General features: G+C 45.1%; 25 protein-coding genes and 4 pseudogenes. 18 read left to right on the top strand and 11 right to left on the bottom strand.

Annotated features, from left to right (window positions below; all coding sequences use genetic code 11):
• The first annotated feature begins 52 nt into the window (after window positions 1-52).
• On the top strand, window positions 53-244 hold the full coding sequence (locus tag AC0IYG_RS00710; protein WP_471709112.1) for a hypothetical protein: 192 nt from the start codon (window positions 53-55) through the stop codon (window positions 242-244).
• 58 nt (window positions 245-302) lie between these two features.
• Here AC0IYG_RS00710 and AC0IYG_RS00705 read toward each other — a convergent pair whose 3' ends face one another.
• Window positions 303-497: a hypothetical protein gene (locus tag AC0IYG_RS00705; RefSeq protein ID WP_471709111.1), complete on the bottom strand. Its 195-nt coding sequence runs from the start codon at window positions 495-497 to the stop codon at window positions 303-305.
• Window positions 498-512: 15 nt separating this feature from the next.
• Between AC0IYG_RS00705 and porV the strand changes: the two genes are divergently transcribed.
• From porV to AC0IYG_RS00690, 3 genes are all read left to right on the top strand, one after another.
• The gene (gene porV, locus AC0IYG_RS00700; RefSeq protein ID WP_471709110.1) at window positions 513-1,514 is read left to right on the top strand and encodes a type IX secretion system outer membrane channel protein PorV; all 1,002 of its coding nucleotides are present in this window, start codon (window positions 513-515) and stop codon (window positions 1,512-1,514) included.
• Between the two features lie 80 nt (window positions 1,515-1,594).
• Window positions 1,595-2,695, top strand: a complete 1,101-nt coding sequence (locus AC0IYG_RS00695; RefSeq protein ID WP_471709109.1) for a M16 family metallopeptidase — start codon at window positions 1,595-1,597, stop codon at window positions 2,693-2,695.
• Entirely contained in the window at window positions 2,668-2,874 is a 207-nt protein-coding gene (locus AC0IYG_RS00690) for a hypothetical protein (protein ID WP_471709108.1), read from the top strand. Before AC0IYG_RS00695 ends, AC0IYG_RS00690 begins: the two co-directional genes overlap by 28 nt.
• A gap of 7 nt (window positions 2,875-2,881) precedes the next feature.
• On the opposite strand, the gene AC0IYG_RS00685 is transcribed toward AC0IYG_RS00690, so the two are convergent.
• Window positions 2,882-4,204: a cryptochrome/photolyase family protein gene (locus AC0IYG_RS00685; protein WP_471709107.1), complete on the bottom strand. Its 1,323-nt coding sequence runs from the start codon at window positions 4,202-4,204 to the stop codon at window positions 2,882-2,884.
• Between the two features lie 125 nt (window positions 4,205-4,329).
• Here AC0IYG_RS00685 and AC0IYG_RS00680 point away from each other — a divergent pair, with 125 nt between their 5' ends.
• Entirely contained in the window at window positions 4,330-5,184 is an 855-nt protein-coding gene (locus AC0IYG_RS00680) for a 3-keto-disaccharide hydrolase (protein ID WP_471709106.1), read from the top strand.
• A 187-nt stretch (window positions 5,185-5,371) separates the two neighbouring features.
• On the opposite strand, the pseudogene murA reads toward AC0IYG_RS00680, so the two are convergent.
• The 9 genes and pseudogenes from murA to AC0IYG_RS00635 all read right to left on the bottom strand — a co-directional run bounded on the left by murA (window position 5,372) and on the right by AC0IYG_RS00635 (window position 10,824).
• Window positions 5,372-6,680 (bottom strand): annotated as a pseudogene (gene murA, locus AC0IYG_RS00675) (UDP-N-acetylglucosamine 1-carboxyvinyltransferase).
• 41 nt (window positions 6,681-6,721) lie between these two features.
• Complete coding sequence (locus AC0IYG_RS00670; protein WP_471709105.1) at window positions 6,722-7,420, bottom strand: DUF4290 domain-containing protein; 699 nt, start codon at window positions 7,418-7,420, stop codon at window positions 6,722-6,724.
• A gap of 118 nt (window positions 7,421-7,538) precedes the next feature.
• Window positions 7,539-7,781 carry a T9SS type A sorting domain-containing protein gene (locus AC0IYG_RS00665; protein ID WP_471709104.1) on the bottom strand — a complete coding sequence of 81 codons (243 nt, stop codon included), beginning with the start codon at window positions 7,779-7,781 and terminating at the stop codon, window positions 7,539-7,541.
• A complete protein-coding gene (locus AC0IYG_RS00660) occupies window positions 7,750-8,613 on the bottom strand; it encodes a C25 family cysteine peptidase (protein ID WP_471709103.1) in 864 nt (287 codons plus the stop codon). The genes AC0IYG_RS00665 and AC0IYG_RS00660 overlap by 32 nt, the downstream gene beginning before the upstream one ends.
• 124 nt (window positions 8,614-8,737) lie before the next feature.
• A complete protein-coding gene (locus tag AC0IYG_RS00655) occupies window positions 8,738-8,905 on the bottom strand; it encodes a hypothetical protein (RefSeq protein ID WP_471709102.1) in 168 nt (55 codons plus the stop codon).
• Window positions 8,906-8,937: 32 nt separating this feature from the next.
• Complete coding sequence (locus tag AC0IYG_RS00650; protein WP_471709101.1) at window positions 8,938-10,104, bottom strand: C25 family cysteine peptidase; 1,167 nt, start codon at window positions 10,102-10,104, stop codon at window positions 8,938-8,940.
• On the bottom strand, window positions 10,068-10,382 hold the full coding sequence (locus AC0IYG_RS00645) for a hypothetical protein (protein ID WP_471709100.1): 315 nt from the start codon (window positions 10,380-10,382) through the stop codon (window positions 10,068-10,070). The genes AC0IYG_RS00650 and AC0IYG_RS00645 overlap by 37 nt, the downstream gene beginning before the upstream one ends.
• Entirely contained in the window at window positions 10,379-10,672 is a 294-nt protein-coding gene (locus tag AC0IYG_RS00640) for a dihydrofolate reductase (protein ID WP_471709099.1), read from the bottom strand. The genes AC0IYG_RS00645 and AC0IYG_RS00640 overlap by 4 nt, the downstream gene beginning before the upstream one ends.
• A 74-nt stretch (window positions 10,673-10,746) precedes the next feature.
• Entirely contained in the window at window positions 10,747-10,824 is a 78-nt protein-coding gene (locus AC0IYG_RS00635) for a dihydrofolate reductase (protein WP_471709311.1), read from the bottom strand.
• Window positions 10,825-11,094: 270 nt separating this feature from the next.
• Here AC0IYG_RS00635 and AC0IYG_RS00630 point away from each other — a divergent pair.
• From AC0IYG_RS00630 to AC0IYG_RS00570, 13 genes and pseudogenes are all read left to right on the top strand, one after another.
• A pseudogene (locus tag AC0IYG_RS00630) lies at window positions 11,095-11,468 on the top strand (PadR family transcriptional regulator).
• A gap of 29 nt (window positions 11,469-11,497) precedes the next feature.
• Complete coding sequence (locus AC0IYG_RS00625; RefSeq protein WP_471709098.1) at window positions 11,498-11,941, top strand: hypothetical protein; 444 nt, start codon at window positions 11,498-11,500, stop codon at window positions 11,939-11,941.
• Window positions 11,938-13,674, top strand: a complete 1,737-nt coding sequence (locus AC0IYG_RS00620; protein ID WP_471709097.1) for a PspC domain-containing protein — start codon at window positions 11,938-11,940, stop codon at window positions 13,672-13,674. The genes AC0IYG_RS00625 and AC0IYG_RS00620 overlap by 4 nt, the downstream gene beginning before the upstream one ends.
• An 80-nt stretch (window positions 13,675-13,754) precedes the next feature.
• Entirely contained in the window at window positions 13,755-13,970 is a 216-nt protein-coding gene (locus tag AC0IYG_RS00615; RefSeq protein WP_471709096.1) for a GIN domain-containing protein, read from the top strand.
• On the top strand, window positions 13,945-14,061 hold the full coding sequence (locus tag AC0IYG_RS00610) for a hypothetical protein (protein WP_471709095.1): 117 nt from the start codon (window positions 13,945-13,947) through the stop codon (window positions 14,059-14,061). The genes AC0IYG_RS00615 and AC0IYG_RS00610 overlap by 26 nt, the downstream gene beginning before the upstream one ends.
• Window positions 14,062-14,131: 70 nt before the next feature.
• Window positions 14,132-14,827, top strand: a complete 696-nt coding sequence (locus tag AC0IYG_RS00605) for a head GIN domain-containing protein (protein ID WP_471709094.1) — start codon at window positions 14,132-14,134, stop codon at window positions 14,825-14,827.
• Window positions 14,828-15,027: 200 nt separating this feature from the next.
• Window positions 15,028-15,354 (top strand): hypothetical protein, encoded by a 327-nt coding sequence (locus AC0IYG_RS00600; protein ID WP_471709093.1) that lies wholly within the window; start codon window positions 15,028-15,030, stop codon window positions 15,352-15,354.
• A gap of 166 nt (window positions 15,355-15,520) precedes the next feature.
• Window positions 15,521-15,886, top strand: coding sequence for a hypothetical protein (locus AC0IYG_RS00595; RefSeq protein WP_471709092.1), 366 nt, complete (start codon window positions 15,521-15,523; stop codon window positions 15,884-15,886).
• 19 nt (window positions 15,887-15,905) lie between these two features.
• Window positions 15,906-16,425 (top strand): annotated as a pseudogene (locus AC0IYG_RS00590) (acyl-CoA thioesterase).
• Between the two features lie 54 nt (window positions 16,426-16,479).
• Window positions 16,480-16,849 (top strand): annotated as a pseudogene (locus AC0IYG_RS00585) (Rid family detoxifying hydrolase).
• 39 nt (window positions 16,850-16,888) lie between these two features.
• Window positions 16,889-18,439, top strand: a complete 1,551-nt coding sequence (gltX, locus tag AC0IYG_RS00580) for a glutamate--tRNA ligase (RefSeq protein WP_471709091.1) — start codon at window positions 16,889-16,891, stop codon at window positions 18,437-18,439.
• Between the two features lie 102 nt (window positions 18,440-18,541).
• Window positions 18,542-18,796: a hypothetical protein gene (locus AC0IYG_RS00575; protein WP_026631166.1), complete on the top strand. Its 255-nt coding sequence runs from the start codon at window positions 18,542-18,544 to the stop codon at window positions 18,794-18,796.
• A gap of 51 nt (window positions 18,797-18,847) precedes the next feature.
• Window positions 18,848-19,627: a TIGR00266 family protein gene (locus AC0IYG_RS00570; protein ID WP_471709090.1), complete on the top strand. Its 780-nt coding sequence runs from the start codon at window positions 18,848-18,850 to the stop codon at window positions 19,625-19,627.
• Window positions 19,628-19,675 lie beyond the last annotated feature (48 nt).

Raw genomic sequence — 19,675 nt, 5'->3', positions numbered from 1 at the left:
CATGACAGAGTAAATGAAGATGTAGAAATAGTTTTTAATATATTTTTGAACAATGGGAAGTCTCTGGGTGGATTCCCGCAAGCAGTATTATAACAGCGAGTCAGTTATCAAAGAGTCACTCAGCGCTATGCAGATCGGGCAATGGATACCATATCATATTTCACTTGTGTATCAGTTAAGCATCAGGTCGTTAAAAGACAACTCAACAAACCAGCAATCAGGAAAGCTTATCCGTTCTCCATAGTTTAATAAAACTTAGCATTTTTTTAGTAATAACTATCTTTCATTGTATTTTTGACCCTTTAAAGAAGCTGATTCAAAGCACTTCCTATCGCAAATCCAATTTCTATGAGACTTTTTTTTGTTAGTTTATCTTCTCTTTTCATTTTTTCAACGGGAGTAATTTCAGCCCAAACCACACTACCAAGTTCACAAAGAATACCACATTCACCGCTTTCATTTTTAACATTTGCACCTGACGCCAGAAGCGCGGCCATGGGTGAAGCGGGGGTATGCTACTTAGCCCCGATGCAAACTCGACATATTGGAATGCAGCCAAATTGCCATATAATACGAAAGACCTTGGAGTTTCAGCTTCTTACACGCCTTGGTTGAGAAACCTTGTAGACGATATGTGGCTTGGTTACTTAACAGCTTACAAGAAATTGGGCGATAAGCAGGCCGTTGCTGTTTCGGTTAACTATTTTAACAATGGTGAACTGGATTTGAGAACTTCAACCGGTGCACAAAACGGATACTTTACATCCCGCGAACTTGCTATCAGCGGAACATATTCGCGCCAGCTGGCAAAGAACTTCTCGATGGGATTGACATTAAAATACATTTCTTCCAACCTTGCGGGAACTGCGCTTATTAATGGAGCCTCAATTAGTCCGGCACGTGTTGCAGCAGGTGATATCAGCGCATTTTATAGAAAAGCAATGCGTAACGAGGAAACAGGCGGCGAATTCATTTGGTCGCTTGGTGCAGTTCTTTCGAACCTGGGTGGTAAAGTAAACTACGGTTCCGGAACTGACTCTGAGAACTTTATTCCAACAAACCTGAAACTGGGTGGCGGGATTTCATTCTCGGCAGACGGTCGTAACCGGTTCAATTTTATCGTTGATGCGCGAAAGTTAATGGTGCCAACGCCGGACGGAGTTACAAATGTCAACACGCTTCCTGTTCTTAAAGGTGTATTTGGTTCATTCTCAGATGCTCCGGATGGTTTCAAAGAAGAATTGCAGGAGGTTGGACTGGCAGTGGGTGGTGAATATTGGTACAATGATATCTTCGCATTACGCGCCGGATACAACACAGAAAACAAGAATAAAGGCGGTCAGAAATACTTCACAGCCGGTGCTGGCGCACATTTCCTTAATAAATATTCAGTTGATTTTGCTTATCTGTTCCCGGTTACACAAGGAAGCCCATTGGCTCAAACGCTGAGAATTACGCTTTCTCTTGGCTTGAACAAATCGGAGAAGCTGGACGTGAACGACACAGAAAACTAAGAACATACATAAATTTACTTTTTCGAAACGAATGGCGTTATTGTAACGTCATTCGTTTTTTTATTACTCAACCATTGCCCATGATCCTTGACCGCACCATTGCCCCTGAATTCCGGGTTATAAAATCTGTAAACTTACCAGATCCGCAAACATACACGCTTGACAACGGCACAAAAGTGCATGTGATCAATATCGGAGATCAGCCTGTGATCCGGCTGGAATGCATATTCGAGGCTGGCAACTGGTATGAAAGCCAAACAGGAACTTCCTTTTTTGCAATAAAAATGCTTTCCGAAGGCACGCATAGCAAAACATCTGCCGAGATCAGTGAGGCCTTTGACAAGATCGGTGCTTTTACAGAAATGACACACACGGCTGATCGTATAGGAATCGTCGTTTACGCGCTTTCCCGGTTTTTGCCGGAAGTGTTGCAACTGGTCAGTGAATTAATCCACGAAGCGAGTTTTCCTGAAAAAGAATTAGAGGACCTGCGTAACATTAACATTCAAAACCTGCGGGTTAACAAGGAAAAGAATGCATATCTTGCTACAACTGCATTTCGCGCAAAGTTGTTTGGCAGCGATCATCCTTACGGACAAAGCCAGGAAGAGGAAAAAATTGCTTCACTTCCACTTGCCGAGATAAAATCGCATTACGAACGATTTATTAAAAATGGCAAGTTTACGGTTGTGCTAGCCGGCCAGGTTGAGGAAAAGGACATTCAGGTTGTTAATGAGCACTTAGGCAAAGATCAGGTTAATGAGCCGGTTTTCGCTGGAAAAGAGGTTTCGGAGCCTGTTTATGCTAATCAGGAAGTGTTGGTCGAAAGACCGGAAAGTGTTCAGTCATCCATCCGGATGGGACAGAGAATGTTCAATCGCCATCATCCGGATTACTTCAAAATGCTGGTTACGAATGAAATCCTGGGTGGTTATTTTGGCTCGCGATTGATGAAAAACATTCGTGAAGAAAAAGGCCTTACTTACGGAATTTCATCTCACCTGGTTACGCTTCGAAAAGAGGGTTATTATATGATCGGGACGGACGTGAAGAAAGAATTTACCCAGCAGACGATTGATGAAATAAAAAAGAAATTGCACGCCTGCAAAATGAGCTTGTCGGAGATGAGGAATTGCAGACCGTCAAAAATTTCATGGCCGGAGAGTTTGCCGGATCGTTGAACACCGCATTTGAAGTTGCGGATCGCCAGAAAATATTGCTTCTGGACGGCCTGCCAACCGATTTCTTCAAACATTATATTGACCAGATCCACGCCACAACAAGCGAAGATGTGCTTGCTATGGCGAATCAATATTTGCAACCGGAAGACATGCTTACGGTTGTTGCTGGCGGGAAATAACAGTTCATTATGACCTATCCAGGGCCTTTTTGTATTCCCTGAGGCATCTTTCACGGGCCATTTTGTGGTCAACCATGGGTTCCGGATAGTCGGCTGTTCCGATTTCCGGAACCCATTTTTTAATGTATTCTCCTTTTGGATCAAACTTTTTGGCTTGCGCTTCAGGATTGAAAATTCTGAAATAGGGAGCAGCATCTGTGCCTGATCCTACGGCCCACTGCCAGCCGCCATTGTTTGCGGCAAGGTCATAATCCAGCAATTTTTCTGCAAAATAAGCTTCTCCTAGCCGCCAGTTAATGAGTAAATGTTTGGCTAAAAAGCTCGCTACAACCATTCTAACCCGGTTATGCATGAAGCCAATCGCATTCATCTGCCGCATGCCTGCATCGACCAACGGATAGCCCGTTTTGCCATCGCACCATTTCTGAAACGCTTCTTTGTCATAGCCCCAGTTAATGTCATCGTAAGGCGCACGGAATGCTTTGCCTTTGCCTACATGCGGAAAATTATACAGGATTTGCTGATAGAACTCCCGCCAGATCAGCTCATTTAAATATAAATTGCTGTGTTGCTGCGCATACCTCGCCAGCTCACGAATGCTCACCGTTCCGAACCGAAGGTGAATTCCAATGCGGCTCGTGGCTTCCATAGCGGGGAAATCTCTTGCTTTTTCGTAATTGTCGAGCAATTCTTCTGGGATATTGCTGGATGGGAAATCGGTGTCCGTAGGCTGAAAACCCATTTCCTGCAGCATAGGAATTTCATCCCCGTTCCATTTAAGGAAGTTTTTAAAATACTTTTCAGTCGGATAGGAAGACAAATAAAAGTCATTGCATTTCTGCCTCCACATACGGCTATAAGGCGTAAAAACGGTGTAAGGCGTGTCTTGCCCGGAAAGAATCTCCTTTTTTTCAAAGATCACCTGGTCTTTATATGCTTTGAGCTCAGCTTTTTTGGTGTGCAGGATTTTAGCGACTGCCGAGTCCCTGTCAGTTGCATAAGGCTCATAATCCGTGTTGGTAATCACCTCTGCAATTTCATATTTTTCACTCAACTCTTTCCAAATGTCAAGCGGACGGCCGTAAAAAACCAGAATGTCTGAGCCGAGCTTGCGCAGCTCTTTTTGAATCGCAAGAATGTTTTGATGTATGAACATCAGCCGCTTATCTTCCTTATTTGGAAGATCATCCAGGATATTTTTGTCAAAAATAAAGACCGGAACAACCGGCTTACCTGATTTGAGCGCGTAATAAAGTCCCGCATTATCATGCAATCTCAGGTCACGGCGAAACCAGAAAAGTGTTATTTTATCTTTTGTTTTTAAGCTCATAAGTCGCATTAGCCAATGTCCGCATACAAACGAAATTGCTTTCTTAAATACGGATCAAAGTTTTTGGATGTCTGATGTTTGTACCCGCGGTATATTTACTTTGTGGTACAATTAACCTTTAATTCATGAAATTACAACTTACACTACTTTTCAGTATCATCAGCTTCGTTGTTTTTGGTCAGAAAAGTGCAGAAAAGCAGGATTGGAAACAGCTTTTTAATGGCAAAAACCTGGACGGCTGGGACATTAAAATCCGCGGTTATGAGCTTAATGACAATTATCTGAACACATTTCGGGTAGAAGACGGTAAAATGGTCGTGCGATATGACAAGTATGACGACTTCAAGCAAAAATATGGTCACATCTTCTACAAAGGTGATTTTTCATATTATCGCGTTGTTGTAGAATATCGGTTTGTAGGCGAGCAAGCGCCGAAAGGAGAGGGATGGGCCTGGCGGAATAGCGGCGTCATGGTGCATGGGCAGCCGGCTGCGACCATGGGCAAGGATCAGGATTTTCCTGCGTCTATTGAAGTTCAGTTGTTGGGTGGAAATGGCAAAACCAGAACCACTTGCAACCTTTGTACGCCGGGAACCAATGTGGTAATGAACGGCAAACTGATTACACAGCATTGCATTAATTCCAAATCACAGACTTACAATGGCGACCAATGGGTGCGGGCAGAAGTGCTTGTGCTGGGCGATTCGCTAATTCAGCATTTTGCGAATGGTGAAATGGTGCTGGAATATAACAAACCGCAACTGGGCGGTGGCAATGTGAGCGGCAATGATCCGTCATTAATCGTAGACGGAAAGCTGCTGGATCACGGATCAATTTCGCTCCAAAGTGAAAGCCATCCGGTGGAGTTCAGGAAGGTTGAAATCCTGGATCTAAAAGGCTGCATGGATCCGAAGGCTACGAATTACAAGTCTTACTACGTGAAGGCGGATAATAGCAAATGCAGTTATAAGAAAAAGTAAGAAGTTGCGTAGATGCTTGCCGCAAGCCAATCGCGGAGCGATGTGACATTGGTAGTCAAAGCCACATTGGCAACAAATAAAAATCCCGGAGGCATGTAACGACGTTCACGCTGTTACATGCCTCCGGGATTTTTATTTATAACGGAATCCATTTTCTACCAAGATTGCATCGCGCTGCGATTTGGCGTTATAGCCTTACAATTTCGGCTCCGATTGCATTCAGCCTGCCGTCGATATTTTGGTAACCACGGTCAATTTGTTCAATATTATCAATGATGCTGACACCTTTGGCAGATAATGCTGCGATCAGCAAGGCAACTCCTGCGCGGATATCGGGCGAAGTCATGCGGATGCCGCGTAATTGTGTTTCACGGTTGTGTCCGATTACCGTTGCGCGGTGCGGGTCACAAAGAATGATTTGCGCACCCATTTCAATTAATTTATCGACAAAAAACAGACGGCTTTCAAACATTTTCTGGTGGATCAGCACGGTGCCTTGCGCTTGCGTGGCTGTCACCAAAATAATGCTCAGCAAGTCGGGCGTGAAACCAGGCCATGGCGCATCCGCTACCGACATTGTGGAACCGTCAAGGAAGTTTTCAATGCGGTAATGTTCCTGAGCGGGAATGAAAATGTCATCGCCCTGGAATTCCATTTTGATGCCTAATCTTTGAAAAACATCCGGAATAATGCCTAGCTGCGGAATCTGACAGTCTTTAATGGTTATTTCTGACTGCGTCATAGCCGCCAAACCAATGAAGCTGCCGATCTCGATCATATCCGGAAGCATTGTGTGTTCCGTTCCTTGCAACTGGCTTACGCCTTCCACAACGAGCAGATTTGTAGGCAATTCCGGAAATTTTGGCGCCCATTCTATTGAGCATTTTACACAATTGCTGAAGATACGGCTCGCAGGCAGCATTGTAAATCGTTGTCGTTCCTTCGGCCATCACCGCAGCCATTAAAACATTCGCTGTTCCGGTTACCGAAGCTTCGTCAAGCAGCATGTAAGCGCCTTTAAGGTTCGTCGCATCGACTTTGTAAAAACCACCGTCTTCCTCGTCATAACTGAATTTCGCGCCCAATTTTTCAAAACCTAAAAAGTGCGTATCCAATCTTCTACGGCCAATTTTATCGCCACCCGGTCTTGGAATCCTGCCTTTTCTGAAACGTGCAAGCATTGGTCCAAGTAACATAACCGAACCGCGTAATGCAGCCGCTTTTTGTTTGTAAGATTCTGATTCCAGGTAATCCAGATTAATGTCGCTTGCCTCGAAGCGGATCGATGTTGCGCTTAACCGAGTCAGCCGAACACCGAGATCTCCCAAAAGGTTGATAAGCTGATTGACGTCGCGGATGTCAGGAATGTTATGAATTGTTACCGGTTCCTTGGTTAAAAGTACGGCGCAGATAATCTGTAACGCCTCGTTTTTTGCGCCTTGGGGAATAATAGACCCCTTAAGACGTTTATCTCCGGTTATTTTAAATGAAGCCATAAGTGAATTTGGGCAATTGACTGGATAAAATTAAACCTGGATTAGATTCCAGGTTTTTTGCGGTTATTCCGGTTATTATTGTTGTTGTTACCGTTGTTGTTTCGGCCCGAGAACTTGTTGTTGGGCCGGTTTCGGTTGGCATTGCCCTGGTTATTGTTGCCTCCCTGCCGTTCCGAATTGTGATTGGGCTGCGCTTTGAATCCGCCTCCACCGCCACCCTGATGGCTGTTTCCACGGTTGCGTTCCTGGCTGCTGTTGTTACGATCTTTGGGAGCCGCTTCCACAGGGCCGTTGGCGCGGATATAATCGATTTCTTCCTGCAACTGGCCTTTGCTAAGCTGTTCCAGCTGGCCTAGAAGTACATGGTCTTCCGGATTGTCCTTGTTCCAGGTGTTGAAGAATGAGCGCATGAGCCGGAAAATGTATGAAACAAAAGCCAGCTTATCCTCCTTATTCTCAGTGTTAATTGCTTTTTCGAGAAGCAAATCAATGTTGCGGCCGTAATGGCGATACATTAGATTTTGCTGGTTGTAACCTACTTTAAGTGGTTTTTTTCCGAGCGCTTCAGGCGAAGGCGGGGGGAAAGGGCTGTCAACATCCAGTTCAAATCCCGAGATAATGTACAGGTCATCCCACAATTTGTTCGTGTAATCCTGGTTATCCCGCATGTTCGGATGGATCTGACGCATAAGCTCAACCAGAATGTGCGCGTAGAGGTTGCGCTTTGCCTTATCTTCCATCTTAACGATGTGATCAGCAAGTTTTTGTACGTTACTACCGTATTCTTTCAAGTGGATAAGTCATTTTTATAATCAACAAAAATAAGAAGTTTTTACGGAAACAAAAGGATGGGCATCCTTAATGAAGCCAAATCAATCTTCCCTGCAATGCCTTTTGTGCAGCTGGTGCGACAGCCCGTTTTTCTTGTTCTATTTCAAGTCTATATAAATAAACGCCGGAAGGAAGGTTTTCGGGATTCCATAGCCACTCGTTTTTTCCGGAATGTGCCTCAAATGTTGTCTCTTTCACTTTTTGACCCCACAGATTGTGAACGGTCAGTTTTACTTTTTCAGGAGAATCCGGCGATTGAAATGCAACCACAAACCGGAACCAGTGTCCGGATGGGTTTGGCGAAACATTTACCTCGGTTATGTCCGGTAAGTTGCTCGACATTGAAACTGATTGCATAATGCGGCGCTAAGTTACCGCTTAAATCACTAGCCTGAATAAAAAGCGCATACTCGCCTGGTTTTAATGGTTCGGGAAGTTTTAACGTGATGGAGCAGCTGTTAGGTGAAAGCATTTTCCAAAAAGCATTTTCCAAATAAATGCGCTTTTGCACGCAGCCAGCGCATTTTTGTTTCAGCCAAACGCTGATTTCTGAACTGTCTTCAAATGTAACCAGTGGCTTATCATCCATGAGCTGAATGTCGATAACAGGTTGTTTGTTAAGCCAGTCGCCGTTTTGCAAAATCCGTCCGTTTATTTTTACAATTAAAACTGGCGGGATATTATCATGCTGATTGTCATTCGAATTTGAAACAGAATCTGATGAGCTGGCTGGAAAAACGCGGATCGCCGGATCGCCGTGGAGCACCATTTGTTGCGCTGTAATGATCACGGTTATGCTTTTGTGTTTGCTTAAATTCCTTCGGATTGCTTCATTTTGGATTATTCCAAATGGCGCATTGGTAAATTCCGGATCAGCCAAAACTTCATAAAAGCTTTCTGTGTAATATTTCAAATCTGTGGATAAGCCATTGAAAGTGTGCGCGAGGAACAGGACCGCTCCATTATTAGGAGTCAAAATCCAATCATTACTAAGCGTTTTTGCGGAATAAAAAATGCTTCCCACCGCGCATCCGTTCACGATGATGGCCGGATAACGAGGGTGATTATTAATTTGCGCTTCGGGATCACTTGCCCAGGCCAATATCAATGTCAGTCACGTCCAGGCTCGAATGTCCGAACAATGTGACCAGCGCTGCGCCTTTGTTAATCGGAATGTGCACGGGTAAATTTTTCAACAGGACTTGTAGCTTTTTTTCGAGATGGTTTCAATGTTGGCGGAGCCAGGTTGAATGCACAAGTTTTTGTTCAAAAGACTTCATGTAACCCGAAAAAGTCAGAAGCTCATCTTGGGAGCGGCCACCGCTGAGATGCAGAATGTTCTTACGCCAGGGAGCTGATGCTGGCTCGGATTCCAAAGCTTTCACCTTCAGCAAGTAATCGCGGACATGCTGCGGATTTGATGCATTCAGGCGACCGATGGCGCAATCGGCGTTAGGTTTGAAATAGAATCAGTTTGCATCACCAATGCAATGTCCGAACCGGGCCAGCCCGGCGTTCGGGACCATATCCAAAGTTCTTGTGCATCCGCTGATTTTCTGACTGTTTGCGGATCAACAGACCGGCCAATGAGGAAGACGAATTTCAAATTACCCGTTTTCGAAAGCCATGCGATAATATTCCGGATTGCAGAAGGCCCGGGCTCACCATAATTAAACTGATCAAAAACGTCCTGACTGTTGATGACAAATGGCTTATAGCCGCCTCCAATGTTCGAAGCTCTGTATGCTGCATATTGTAAAACCGGGTCTACGAAATTTGTCGTTGCACGGACTTGCTCATGCGTAATGATCAGATAATCAACTGACTTTGGCTGGATATCTTTGAATGTGACCAAACGTGGAGTCAAGATCTGCTTTGGTTGGGCGATGCTTTTTATGGCTTTTGTCGTGTAACGCAATTTGATATAGGAAACGGAAGCGGTGCCCTTATTGCCATTTGGAATCAGCATTAAACCAACAGTCTGTCCGTTGCCAAAAGCGGATAATGCCAGATCAGTTTTGATGGTGACCGGACTAAAATCCAGCAAATTTATATTTTGAATAAAAGTTTTTTCCTTCCCGTTTTCTGATGTCCACAGTGCAAATGAATGCTCGCCAGCCGACCGCCCAACCATGACCATTTCAAGCGTCGCATAACCGGATTGGTTATCAATGATATCTCCAAGTTTCAAGTCAATGTTGCTTGACTCATTTTCAGGAATCTCTGGTCCGGTCCAGCCTTCACCAACATCGTAAGTTGACAAAACAGAGCCGTTGGTGAAATTGCTTTCCCGCGGGTAAAAGTTGCCCGGTGCGTAATGGGATGTGAAAATCTTTTCTATTTCACGATAATCTAGTTTTGCTGAATCTGCATTTGCAATAGGCAAAGCCACATTTTTTAATGGATTCCAGGTCAGGAAGTAGGCGCTTGTGTCCGTGTAAAGGCTGTAATGCTTATGCGGCATCGCGGACGGATTTGTATATAGCACGCTGTCCAACGCGGCGTCATTCTTTTGCCCATAAAAGACAATGTCGCTTACATCGCCTCCATCAGCTTCTACGAGAATAGCAACTTCCTGACCTCGTCTGAACATTTGAAATCCAACAGATTTACTCGAATCAGTTGGGAAATTTGCCTATGAAGGTCAGTCGCCGAAATCGTAAACCAGCCATTTTCAATGACCGGAATGCGCAGATATTTTTGGGAGGCAACAATCCATTCGTTTCCAAAAACCTGTTGCGCGGCAGTTGGCAATGATAGAAAAGCGACCAGAAGGCCAAGGAGAAAAATCCGGAAAGATAGTGTGTGCATGCATAGCGTGTTAATGGAAATAGGTGGCTCAACCTGTGTTTTCCTTTCGTAAACATTCATCGAAAAAGAGTAAGCATGTGCCTCGTCCTTTCATGGAATAGAGAACTTTTCAGGTCCCAGTCTTCCTGGTTTACAATCGGAAAAAATGCGTCGCCCTCCACTTCCGCGTGAACAATCGTCAGATAAAGTTTTTGCGCGAGCGGAAGCATTTCCAAAAAAACAGATGCACCACCCAAAACGAATACGGCGTCTTCATCAGAAAGTAACGCAAGTGCGGCAGGAATATCTTTCGCGTATAGCGTGTTGGGGTCGTCGGGCGTTGACGTGTCGGAAGAGAGGATGACATTCATCTTAGTCGAATGCAACGCATCGGGCGCCTCAAAGCTTTCTCCGGCCCATAATGAATGATTTTCCGTCCGTCACTTCACGAAAATGTTTCCGATTCATCGGGCAAATGCCAGGGCAGGCTATTCTTTTTTCCAATGACCCGATTTTCGCTCATAGCGGCGATTATATAAAGTGCAGGCTGATTTTTCAAGACAGTCAGGTTATGATGAATTTTATAAAATATTAACTAAAATAATAGCGCCAGCAAGCTGATACTAATTATAAACCGGTCAACCTGTAAAACTTGCCACTCATCCATACACCAGAATCTTTTTAGCCTAGTACCTTGCATCGCAAAGTACCTGTGTATACCTTTGTAATACCAGAAGGTAAAATCCTATCTGTTAGCCATGAACTTTTACATTTAATTAACACATGAAAGCACATGAATATTGAAAATGCCCAAGTGCAGATGCGGAAGGGAATTTTCGAATCTGCATTCTGCACATCATATCACGGGGCGAAGTTTACGCCTCTGATATGCTGGATGAGCTGACTTCTGCACGTATAATGGTTGTAGAAGGCACATTGTACCCTCTTCTTACCAGGTTAAAAAATTCTGGCTGGCTGGATTATAAATGGGTGGAGTCGTCTTCCGGACCTCCAAGGAAATATTATGTTTTGACTGATGAGGGGAAAATATTCCTGGATGCAATGCAAGCCACCTGGTTTGAACTGGCGGATTCTGTGCAAACGGTCATTCACCGCACAGAGGAACTGAGTAAGTCAGCTCCGTCCAACCTTCCTGAACCTAACTGATCATTTAGAGACATTCGATTACTTCAATCATGAAAAAGACAATCAGCATTAATATAGGTGGCATTATCTTCCACATCGAGGAAGATGGTTACGAAAAGCTTAAAGGCTACCTTTCTTCCATCCAGCGATACTTTTCGTCTTTTGCCGACAGCAAAGAGATTTTATCTGACATTGAAGGAAGGATCGCGGAGCGCTTTTTGAACAAGCAAAAAATAGAAGCAAAGCAGGTTATTTCACTTTCTGATGTGGATGAACTGATTGCCGCAATGGGAACAGTTGCTGATTTTGAGGCAATTGAGCAAGCGGAGGACATTCTTGCAGATCCATTGGAATCTGTTGCTTCAAAAGGCCACACGCCAAAGAGGAAGCATATGCTTCAACAAACGCTTCGTCATCATCTTCGTCTTCCTATCAAGCACCAAAAACCGAGCCTGTTCAACCATCTGCGCCGCGTAAACTTTACCGGGATTTGAAACGGAAATTACTGGGCGGCGTTGCAGCGGGACTTGCCAATCATTTCACTATTGATCCGATTTGGGTAAGACTGGCTTTCTTGTTTCTCGTAGTGGGTTTGCCAGCTGGTTCAGGCATGATGGATTTGAATATGGAAGATGAATTTGGTCCTGTCTCCGGGTTCGTTGTGCTGGTTTACATTGCGATGTGGGTTGCGTTTCCAGGATCTACAACATTGGAAGAAGATACGAAAATCAAGAAATTCTATCGTGATCCGGACCGTAAAGTAGTGGGTGGCGTTGCTGCCGGTGTTGCATCTTATTTTGGTGTGGATCTGGGTGTTGTGCGGTTTCTTTGGGTGTTATCCATCTTACTTTTCGGAACAGGCGTTTTCGTCTACATTGTCCTTTGGGTGATTGCCCCCGTTGCGCACACACTTACAGAAAAAATGGAAATGCAAGGCGAGCCCATTACGCTTTCCAACATTGAATCGAATATCAAGCAAGGTCTTAATCTGGATGATAAAGGAGGAGAGGAACATGGCGTAACGAAACTTTTACTTTTCCCTTTTCGTGCCATTGCGGCCATTATTGGAGCATTAGGCCGATTATTAAAAGGCTTAGGGCCAATTTTACGAATCCTGATCGGCGCTTCATTAGTTGCTATGGCAGTGTTGGGTTTGCTGGGTTTGATCATTGCTGGCGGCGTAGCATTGGGTTTGACCAATTCAGCTTCATTTGACAATCTGCCGATCCCATTCCTGATTTTTCAAGAATTACCAGGTGTGCTGATCTTATCAGGAATATTGGTTTCAGCGATTCCATTGGTAACATTCCTTTTACTAGGCTTAACCCTTATTTCTAACAAAAGAATTGTAGGCGGCTCAGTTTGGCTGACATTGCTCGGTCTTTGGATCGTGGGTGTGATCGGCACGACGATCGGTGGTATTTCGTATCAAAGAAATTTTGCGAAAAGAGGTGAAGTCATTCAATCCGTTTCCTATCCACAACCAGCTGGAATGCTTACCCTGGATTACGATTATATAGACGACGAGGAGAATGTGGATGTTGACATTAGATTGGTGGGCTATGCCCCAACTTCGGACAGCATTAAACTGGATAAGACCTTATATGCAAGAGGCCGCACCCGCGAGGATGCAGAAAAAAATGCGAGCAGCCTGGTTTATAACATTGATATCAAAGACTCAGTGTTTTTATTCCGCGAAGGCCCGTCGCTCGTAGGCCATGGCCCGTTCCGCGATCAGCGCATTGATCTGGCATTGCACATTCCTTATAACAAGCCATTTGTGATGAAGCGCGATTTTTACTTCTTAATGAATCGCTGGTCACAAAAAAGCACGGAGCTTTATGATCTGGATGGCGACGATGTGAATTTCAATGAACTGACCTGGGAAATGCGTCGCGATTCGGGATTGATTTGTATAAATGTGCCTGCGAAATTCCTGAGAAGCAACACAGAAGATGAAAATGGCGAAAACTCAGGCTACTCATTCGAATATGACGACAATAACGATCTTGAACTGGGCGAGCGCGGCAATTACAGCAAGCAATTTCCAGTAGGAGAATTTAATAAAGTGGATATCGGCGGCGCTTATTCTATTATTATCCGTCAGGGAACAGATTATACAGTTACTGCGGACAGCGAAGAGCAAACGGAAGTGGACGACCTGAAAGTGTCTGTTGAAAACGGAACATTACCGCGTAAAAAGAGACAGAGAGTTCAGCCTTTTTGATTCGGAAAAGTGGAAAAGAATTGGACTTGTGATCACGATGCCGAAAATCAAGATCTTCTCTGTCAGGCGCTAACAAAACTTTGGTAACCGGTTTCACAGGCCTTACCAAATTGCAGGTTGACATTTCGGGTGCTTCTAAATCTGAAATCAATGTGGAAGCGGATCAGCTGGATGTAAGTATTTCCGGTGCTTCGAAAGCCACATTGAAAGGATCTGCACGGGCGGTTAATCTGGGACGCGTCCGGAGCATGCAAGCTGGAAGCCACGGAATTGAACGTTCAAACGGCCGAAGTTGATGCTTCCGGTGCTTCAAAAGTTGAGCTGGGAAGGGTTGGCAGCATCAGACGTCATGCAAGTGGTGCCAGCAAAATTAATGTGCAAGAATAATTAGCAGGATGCAACTTTTATAAGCAGACGTACATCTTTCAAAAAAATCCAATCTAATTAATTTAAGACCATGAAAAAGATCACCGCCTTCTCCATTGCAGCAATGCTGATGCTCGTATGCTCCATTGCAGCGATTGCTCAGGACACTAAAAATTTCAACCTTTCGGGTTTCAGCAAGCTTGCGATGGGCAGTGCATTCAGGATAGAAGTGAAGCAAGGAAGCAAATACAGCATTTCAACCAGCGGACGTCCTGAGGATCTGGCCGATTTGGAAGCTTCGGTTAAAGGAGATGAACTTCATTTGGGCTATAAAGGCAATAATTGGAATAAAAACAGAAAAACAGTGCTTGTCAATATCACAATGCCTTCCCTGGACGGTGTTGATTTCTCAGGCGCTTGCAAAGCCAATGTTGCCGCATTCACAGGCGTGAAAAACATGGACATTGAAGTTTCCGGTGCGTCGCAGGTCAACATGGAATTCTCAGCTCCGAAAGTGAGCTTCGATTTATCGGGCGCCTCTTCACTGATTTTGGTGGGCCAGGGTGAGGTTCTGAGCGGCGAAGTTTCTGGCGCATCTTCTTTTAAAGGAAGGGATTTTTCAGCCAAAACAGTCAATATTGATGCTTCGGGAGCGAGCAGTGCAGCTGTGGTTGCCAGCAATACAGTGCATGCCGAAGCCAGCGGCGCAAGCAGCATTCGTTATTCCGGAGCTGCAAAAGACATTCATTCAAGCACTTCCGGTGCAAGCTCGGTTAAAAGAGACTAGCATAACGATTCCTACATACAATGAACTAAGAGCCGGCATCGACCGGCTTTTTTGTTTGTAAAAACCGCCGGAAAGGCAACATATTAGGTTAATGTAATATATTTACACACTTTACCTTCTCTAAAATTCTTCATAAGTGTGTTTATGTTTTTGGAATAAAACGGCAAATCAACAGATCAAAAACTTTTACCTCGAGGAAAATGAGAAGTGCGCGTTCCCCGAAATATGCTGTTTTTAAAGCATTTATTCTGATCATTCCATTTCTGGCTTCATGGAATGTTTCTGCCCAAAACAAATCCGGAAAATACGTTAATCCATTCGGCGTCATGAGCGTAACTGCGGGTGTGGGCGTTGCCTATTATATGGGCGATTTGACGGATGGCGTTAATATGAAGCATTTGGGATTGGGGCCTTCCATTTCGCTAGGCGAGACTTTACAGGCTAACGGAGCATGTAAGTGCACGTGGGGAAATCAGGTTTTACAAGGTTTCAGCCGATCAGAAATATTCCAAAAACGCCCAGAATAACCTTTCTTTCAAGACATTCAATCCCGACATTAACCTGGGAATCCAGGCCGATCTGTTCTCTTTCAATAGTCAGGCGCGGGTTAATCCTTATCTTTTCGGCGGCATTGGTTTTACATTATTAACTCCAAAGGCGAAGATCGACGGTGAATGGCATAGTCTGGCACCATTGACTACGGAGGGTGTCAAATACAAGCGCTTACCACTGGTTTTTACAGCCGGAATTGGTGTTTCAATTAAAACAACAGAAAGACTGAGTCTGGGTTTAGAGCTTTGCAACAACTTCCTGAATTCCGATTATCTCGACGATGTCAGCACAGTTTATCCTAATCCCGATCTGCTTCCAAGCGATTTAGCCAGAAGATTATCCGACCGCTCGCCGGAAATCGGTTTGGAGCCGAGACAACCCGGCTGGAACCGCGGAAGTGCCAAAAGCAAAGACAGTTATTTATTTTTCCAGGTGCGCGGCACTTATTCAATTGGCAACAGAATGCAGGCCCGAGAGCGCAGGAAAACCCGTTGTCCTAAATTTTAATAAAAATCAATTGCTTAATATGTTAAAGCCCAAACACCCTCATCAGTCGGAGGTTACCATGACCGAAATGGTGCTTCCTAACGATACAAATACTTTGAATAATCTGATGGGAGGCAGGCTTTTACATTGGATGGACATTTGCGCCGCCATCGCCGCACAGAAACATTCCAACCGCATTGTTGTGACCGCTTCTGTGGATAATGTGTCTTTTACGGAGCCCATTAAGCTTGGCAACATTGTCACCATGCAGGCCAAAGTTACCCGCGCTTTCAACTCTTCGATGGAAGTTTTTCTGGAAGTGTGGGCTGAGGACATTCCTGCGGGAAACCGCGTGAGCACAAACCGCGCCTTTTACACATTCGTGGCCGTGGATCAAAACGGCCGCCCTGATCGAGGTGCCACATCTGGAACCTGAGACGCCGGAAGAAAATGAATTATATCTGAGCGCACTTCGCCGCCGCCAACTTCGCCTTGTGCTTGCCGGTCGCATGAGCCCTGGCGATGCCACCGAATTGAAAGCACTTTTTCAGGTAACATAAGTCAGGCTTCCTACTATATTTTTGGTATTTTTACGGCATAAATACATTCAACTTATGCCAAAAGAGATCATTTTTTCAGATAAAGCGCCGGCTCCGATCGGACCTTACAGCCAGGCCGTTAAAATCAACGGAACCCTCTATGTATCAGGCCAGATTGCCGCTGAGCTTGCACAGTCCGGCGACATCAAAGCAGAGACGGGCATTGTAATGCAAAACATCGGGCAACATTCTCGGCGCCGCAAAGTTGGGCTTCCAGCATGTGGTAAAATCGACGATTTTCCTGAAAGATATGAACGACTTTGCGGCTGTAAATGAGGTTTATGGCAGCTTTTTTACCAAAGAACCGCCTGCAAGGGAAACGGTTCAGGTTGCACGCCTGCCTAAGGACGTGAATGTTGAAATATCAGTCGTTGCGGTCGAGTAGGACGCAAGAAATCATCCAGTACATTTTAGTTTTAGATCAATGAATAATAAACCTGTCCGGGTAAGATTTGCCCCCAGCCCGACCGGCGCGCTGCACGCAGGCGGCGTCCGCACTGCCTTGTATAACTATTTGTTTGCACGCCAGCAGGGTGGCCAAATGTTGCTTCGCATTGAAGATACAGACCAAAACCGCTTCGTTCCCGGCGCGGAAGAATATATATTGGAAGCATTGCAGTGGCTCGGAATCACTATTGACGAAGGTCCGCAGCAAGGCGGTCCGCATGCGCCTTACCGCCAGTCGGAAAGGAAAGAAATGTATCGCGAATACGCAGAAAGGCTTGTTGCTGAGGGAAAAGCATATTACGCATTCGATACATCCGAAGAACTGGACGCGATGCGCAAGCGCCTCGAAGCTGCCAAAGTCGCGGCTGCACAATACAATGCGATCACACGCATGGAAATGACAAATTCGCTGACATTATCAGCCGAAGAAACCAAGTCCAGACTTGATAGCGGTGAAGCGTATGTGATCCGGATGAAGATCATGCCGAAAGAAGACATTCGTTTCAATGACCTCATCCGCGGCTGGGTCGTTGTGCATTCATCACAAATTGATGATAAAGTGCTTCTGAAATCCGATGGCATGCCGACTTACCATTTGGCCAACATTGTAGATGACCATTTGATGGGCATTACGCACGTAATCCGTGGTGAAGAATGGCTTCCATCGGCGCCATTGCACGTTTTGCTTTACAGATATTTGGGTTGGGAAAGCACTATGCCGCAGTTTGCGCACCTTCCGCTTTTGCTAAAACCAGACGGAAACGGCAAGTTATCCAAGCGCGATGCAGATCTGGGCGGCTTCCCGATTTTCCCGTTAGAATGGACTGATCCGAACACAGGCGATAAAGCCAAAGGTTTTCGGGAAGAAGGTTATTTCGCAGACGCAACGGCCAATTTCCTGGCATTACTAGGCTGGAACGCCGGAACTGAGCAGGAACTTTTCAATATGGAAGAGCTGATCGCCGCATTCAGTTTTGACCGCGTTCATAAAGCCGGGGCAAGATTTGACATTCAAAAAGCGAACTGGTTCAATCAGCAATATCTTAAAAACCTGGACGATGCAACGCTTATCGAGCAGGCAAAACCGCTTTTTGAGGCTCAAAACATTCATGTTGATGATCATCAAATTTCGCAGATTGTCTTTTTGCTGAAAGACCGCGTGCATTTTGTGAAGGAGATTGTAAGCGAATCCAGCTTTTTGTTCAACACCCCTGAAACTTACGATCAGGAATTGGTTTTGAAAAAATGGGATGAGCAAGCTGTGAATGCGATTTCTGGCTTCAAAGATTCCCTGGTGGCGTTTGAAGGTGATTTCACAGCACATAACATTAAAGAAAACTTGTCCGCAACGATGGAAACCCTTGGTATAAAAATGGGCAAAATCATGCAGGCACTGCGCCTCGCGCTTACCGGCGAAGGACACGGGCCGGACTTAATGGTAACAATGGAAATTTTAGGAAAAGAAGAAGTTGTAAAACGACTGGATAATGCCCTTACCCGCTTACCAGCCCAGATTCGCCTGGCATAATTGTGATACGACCGCTGGATTAAAATTGATTTGCGATCCGAATACCGTTCCCTAATTTAGTAATCATTCGAAATGACCGCTTTGCGGCGAATTTTCAGACACATGGCTAAGAAAAAACCAACCGATACGACCAAACCAGCTGCGGAAAAGCCACGGGTTCATAAGGACCTCGACGGTTTTGATATTCAGATCAATTCATTCGGTGAGATCACCACGAGCTTTGATATGGACCGTATCAATGAATTTTTGAACAAAAATGTGGATGACAAAAAGCTTCGGGACCGTGAGGACATTCCGGGCCGTAAAACCCGCAAAAAGAAGAAAACAAGCGAGGAAGAGGAGGAAGAAGAGGAGTAGCAAACGGTCATTACAGTTCAGCTAACTATCAAATAAACCTTTTACGCAGAGATGATCTCACACGAAATCGATTACAAAATTATTGGCGACGATATCCAGGTCGTAGAAATTGAGCTGGATCCGAACGAAACCGTGATTGCAGAAGCCGGTGCAATGCTTTTCATGGAAGACGGCATCGAGTATCAAACCAAAATGGGCGATGGCTCGGAAGCGAACCAGAGCATTATGGGCAAGATTTTCCAGGCAGGAACGCGCCTGATCACGGGCGAATCGCTTTTCATGACGCACTTTACGAACCGGGGTTATGGCAAGAAAAAAGTAGCGTTTGCAGCTCCTTACCCGGGAACCGTAATGCCCATTGATCTTTCCAAAATCTATGGAAATGAGTTAATCGTTCAGAAAGATGGTTTCTTGTGCGCCGCTATGGGAACGAGCATGAAAATCCACTTTAACCAGCGGTTTGGTTCAGGCTTATTCGGTGGTGAAGGTTTTATCTTGCAAAAACTGAAAGGTGATGGAATGGCGTTCGTGCACGCAGGTGGCGTGGTGATCGAGCGTCAGTTGAACAATGAAACATTACGCGTGGATACGGGCTGCGTGGTTGCATTCGAGCAATCATTAAGCTTCGACATTCAACGTTCCGGCGGACTGAAATCGATGGTTTTTGGCGGCGAAGGCATGTTCCTGGCCACATTACGCGGAAGCGGACGGTGCTGGATCCAGTCGATGCCAATTTCCAAACTGATTCAACGCTTGTCCGTTGGCGGCCCAAATGCCAATAAGGAAAGCGGGTCGGTGATTGGTGGGTTAGGACGGTTGTTTGAAGACTAGTAAATCCAGAAGTCATATGAAAAGGCAAGCGCGAAAGTGCTTGCCTTT

Source organism: Dyadobacter sp. AC419, assembly GCF_979253085.1.
The sequence above is the reverse complement of the archived record's forward strand: the minus strand, read 5'-3'. Positions and strand labels throughout refer to the sequence as shown.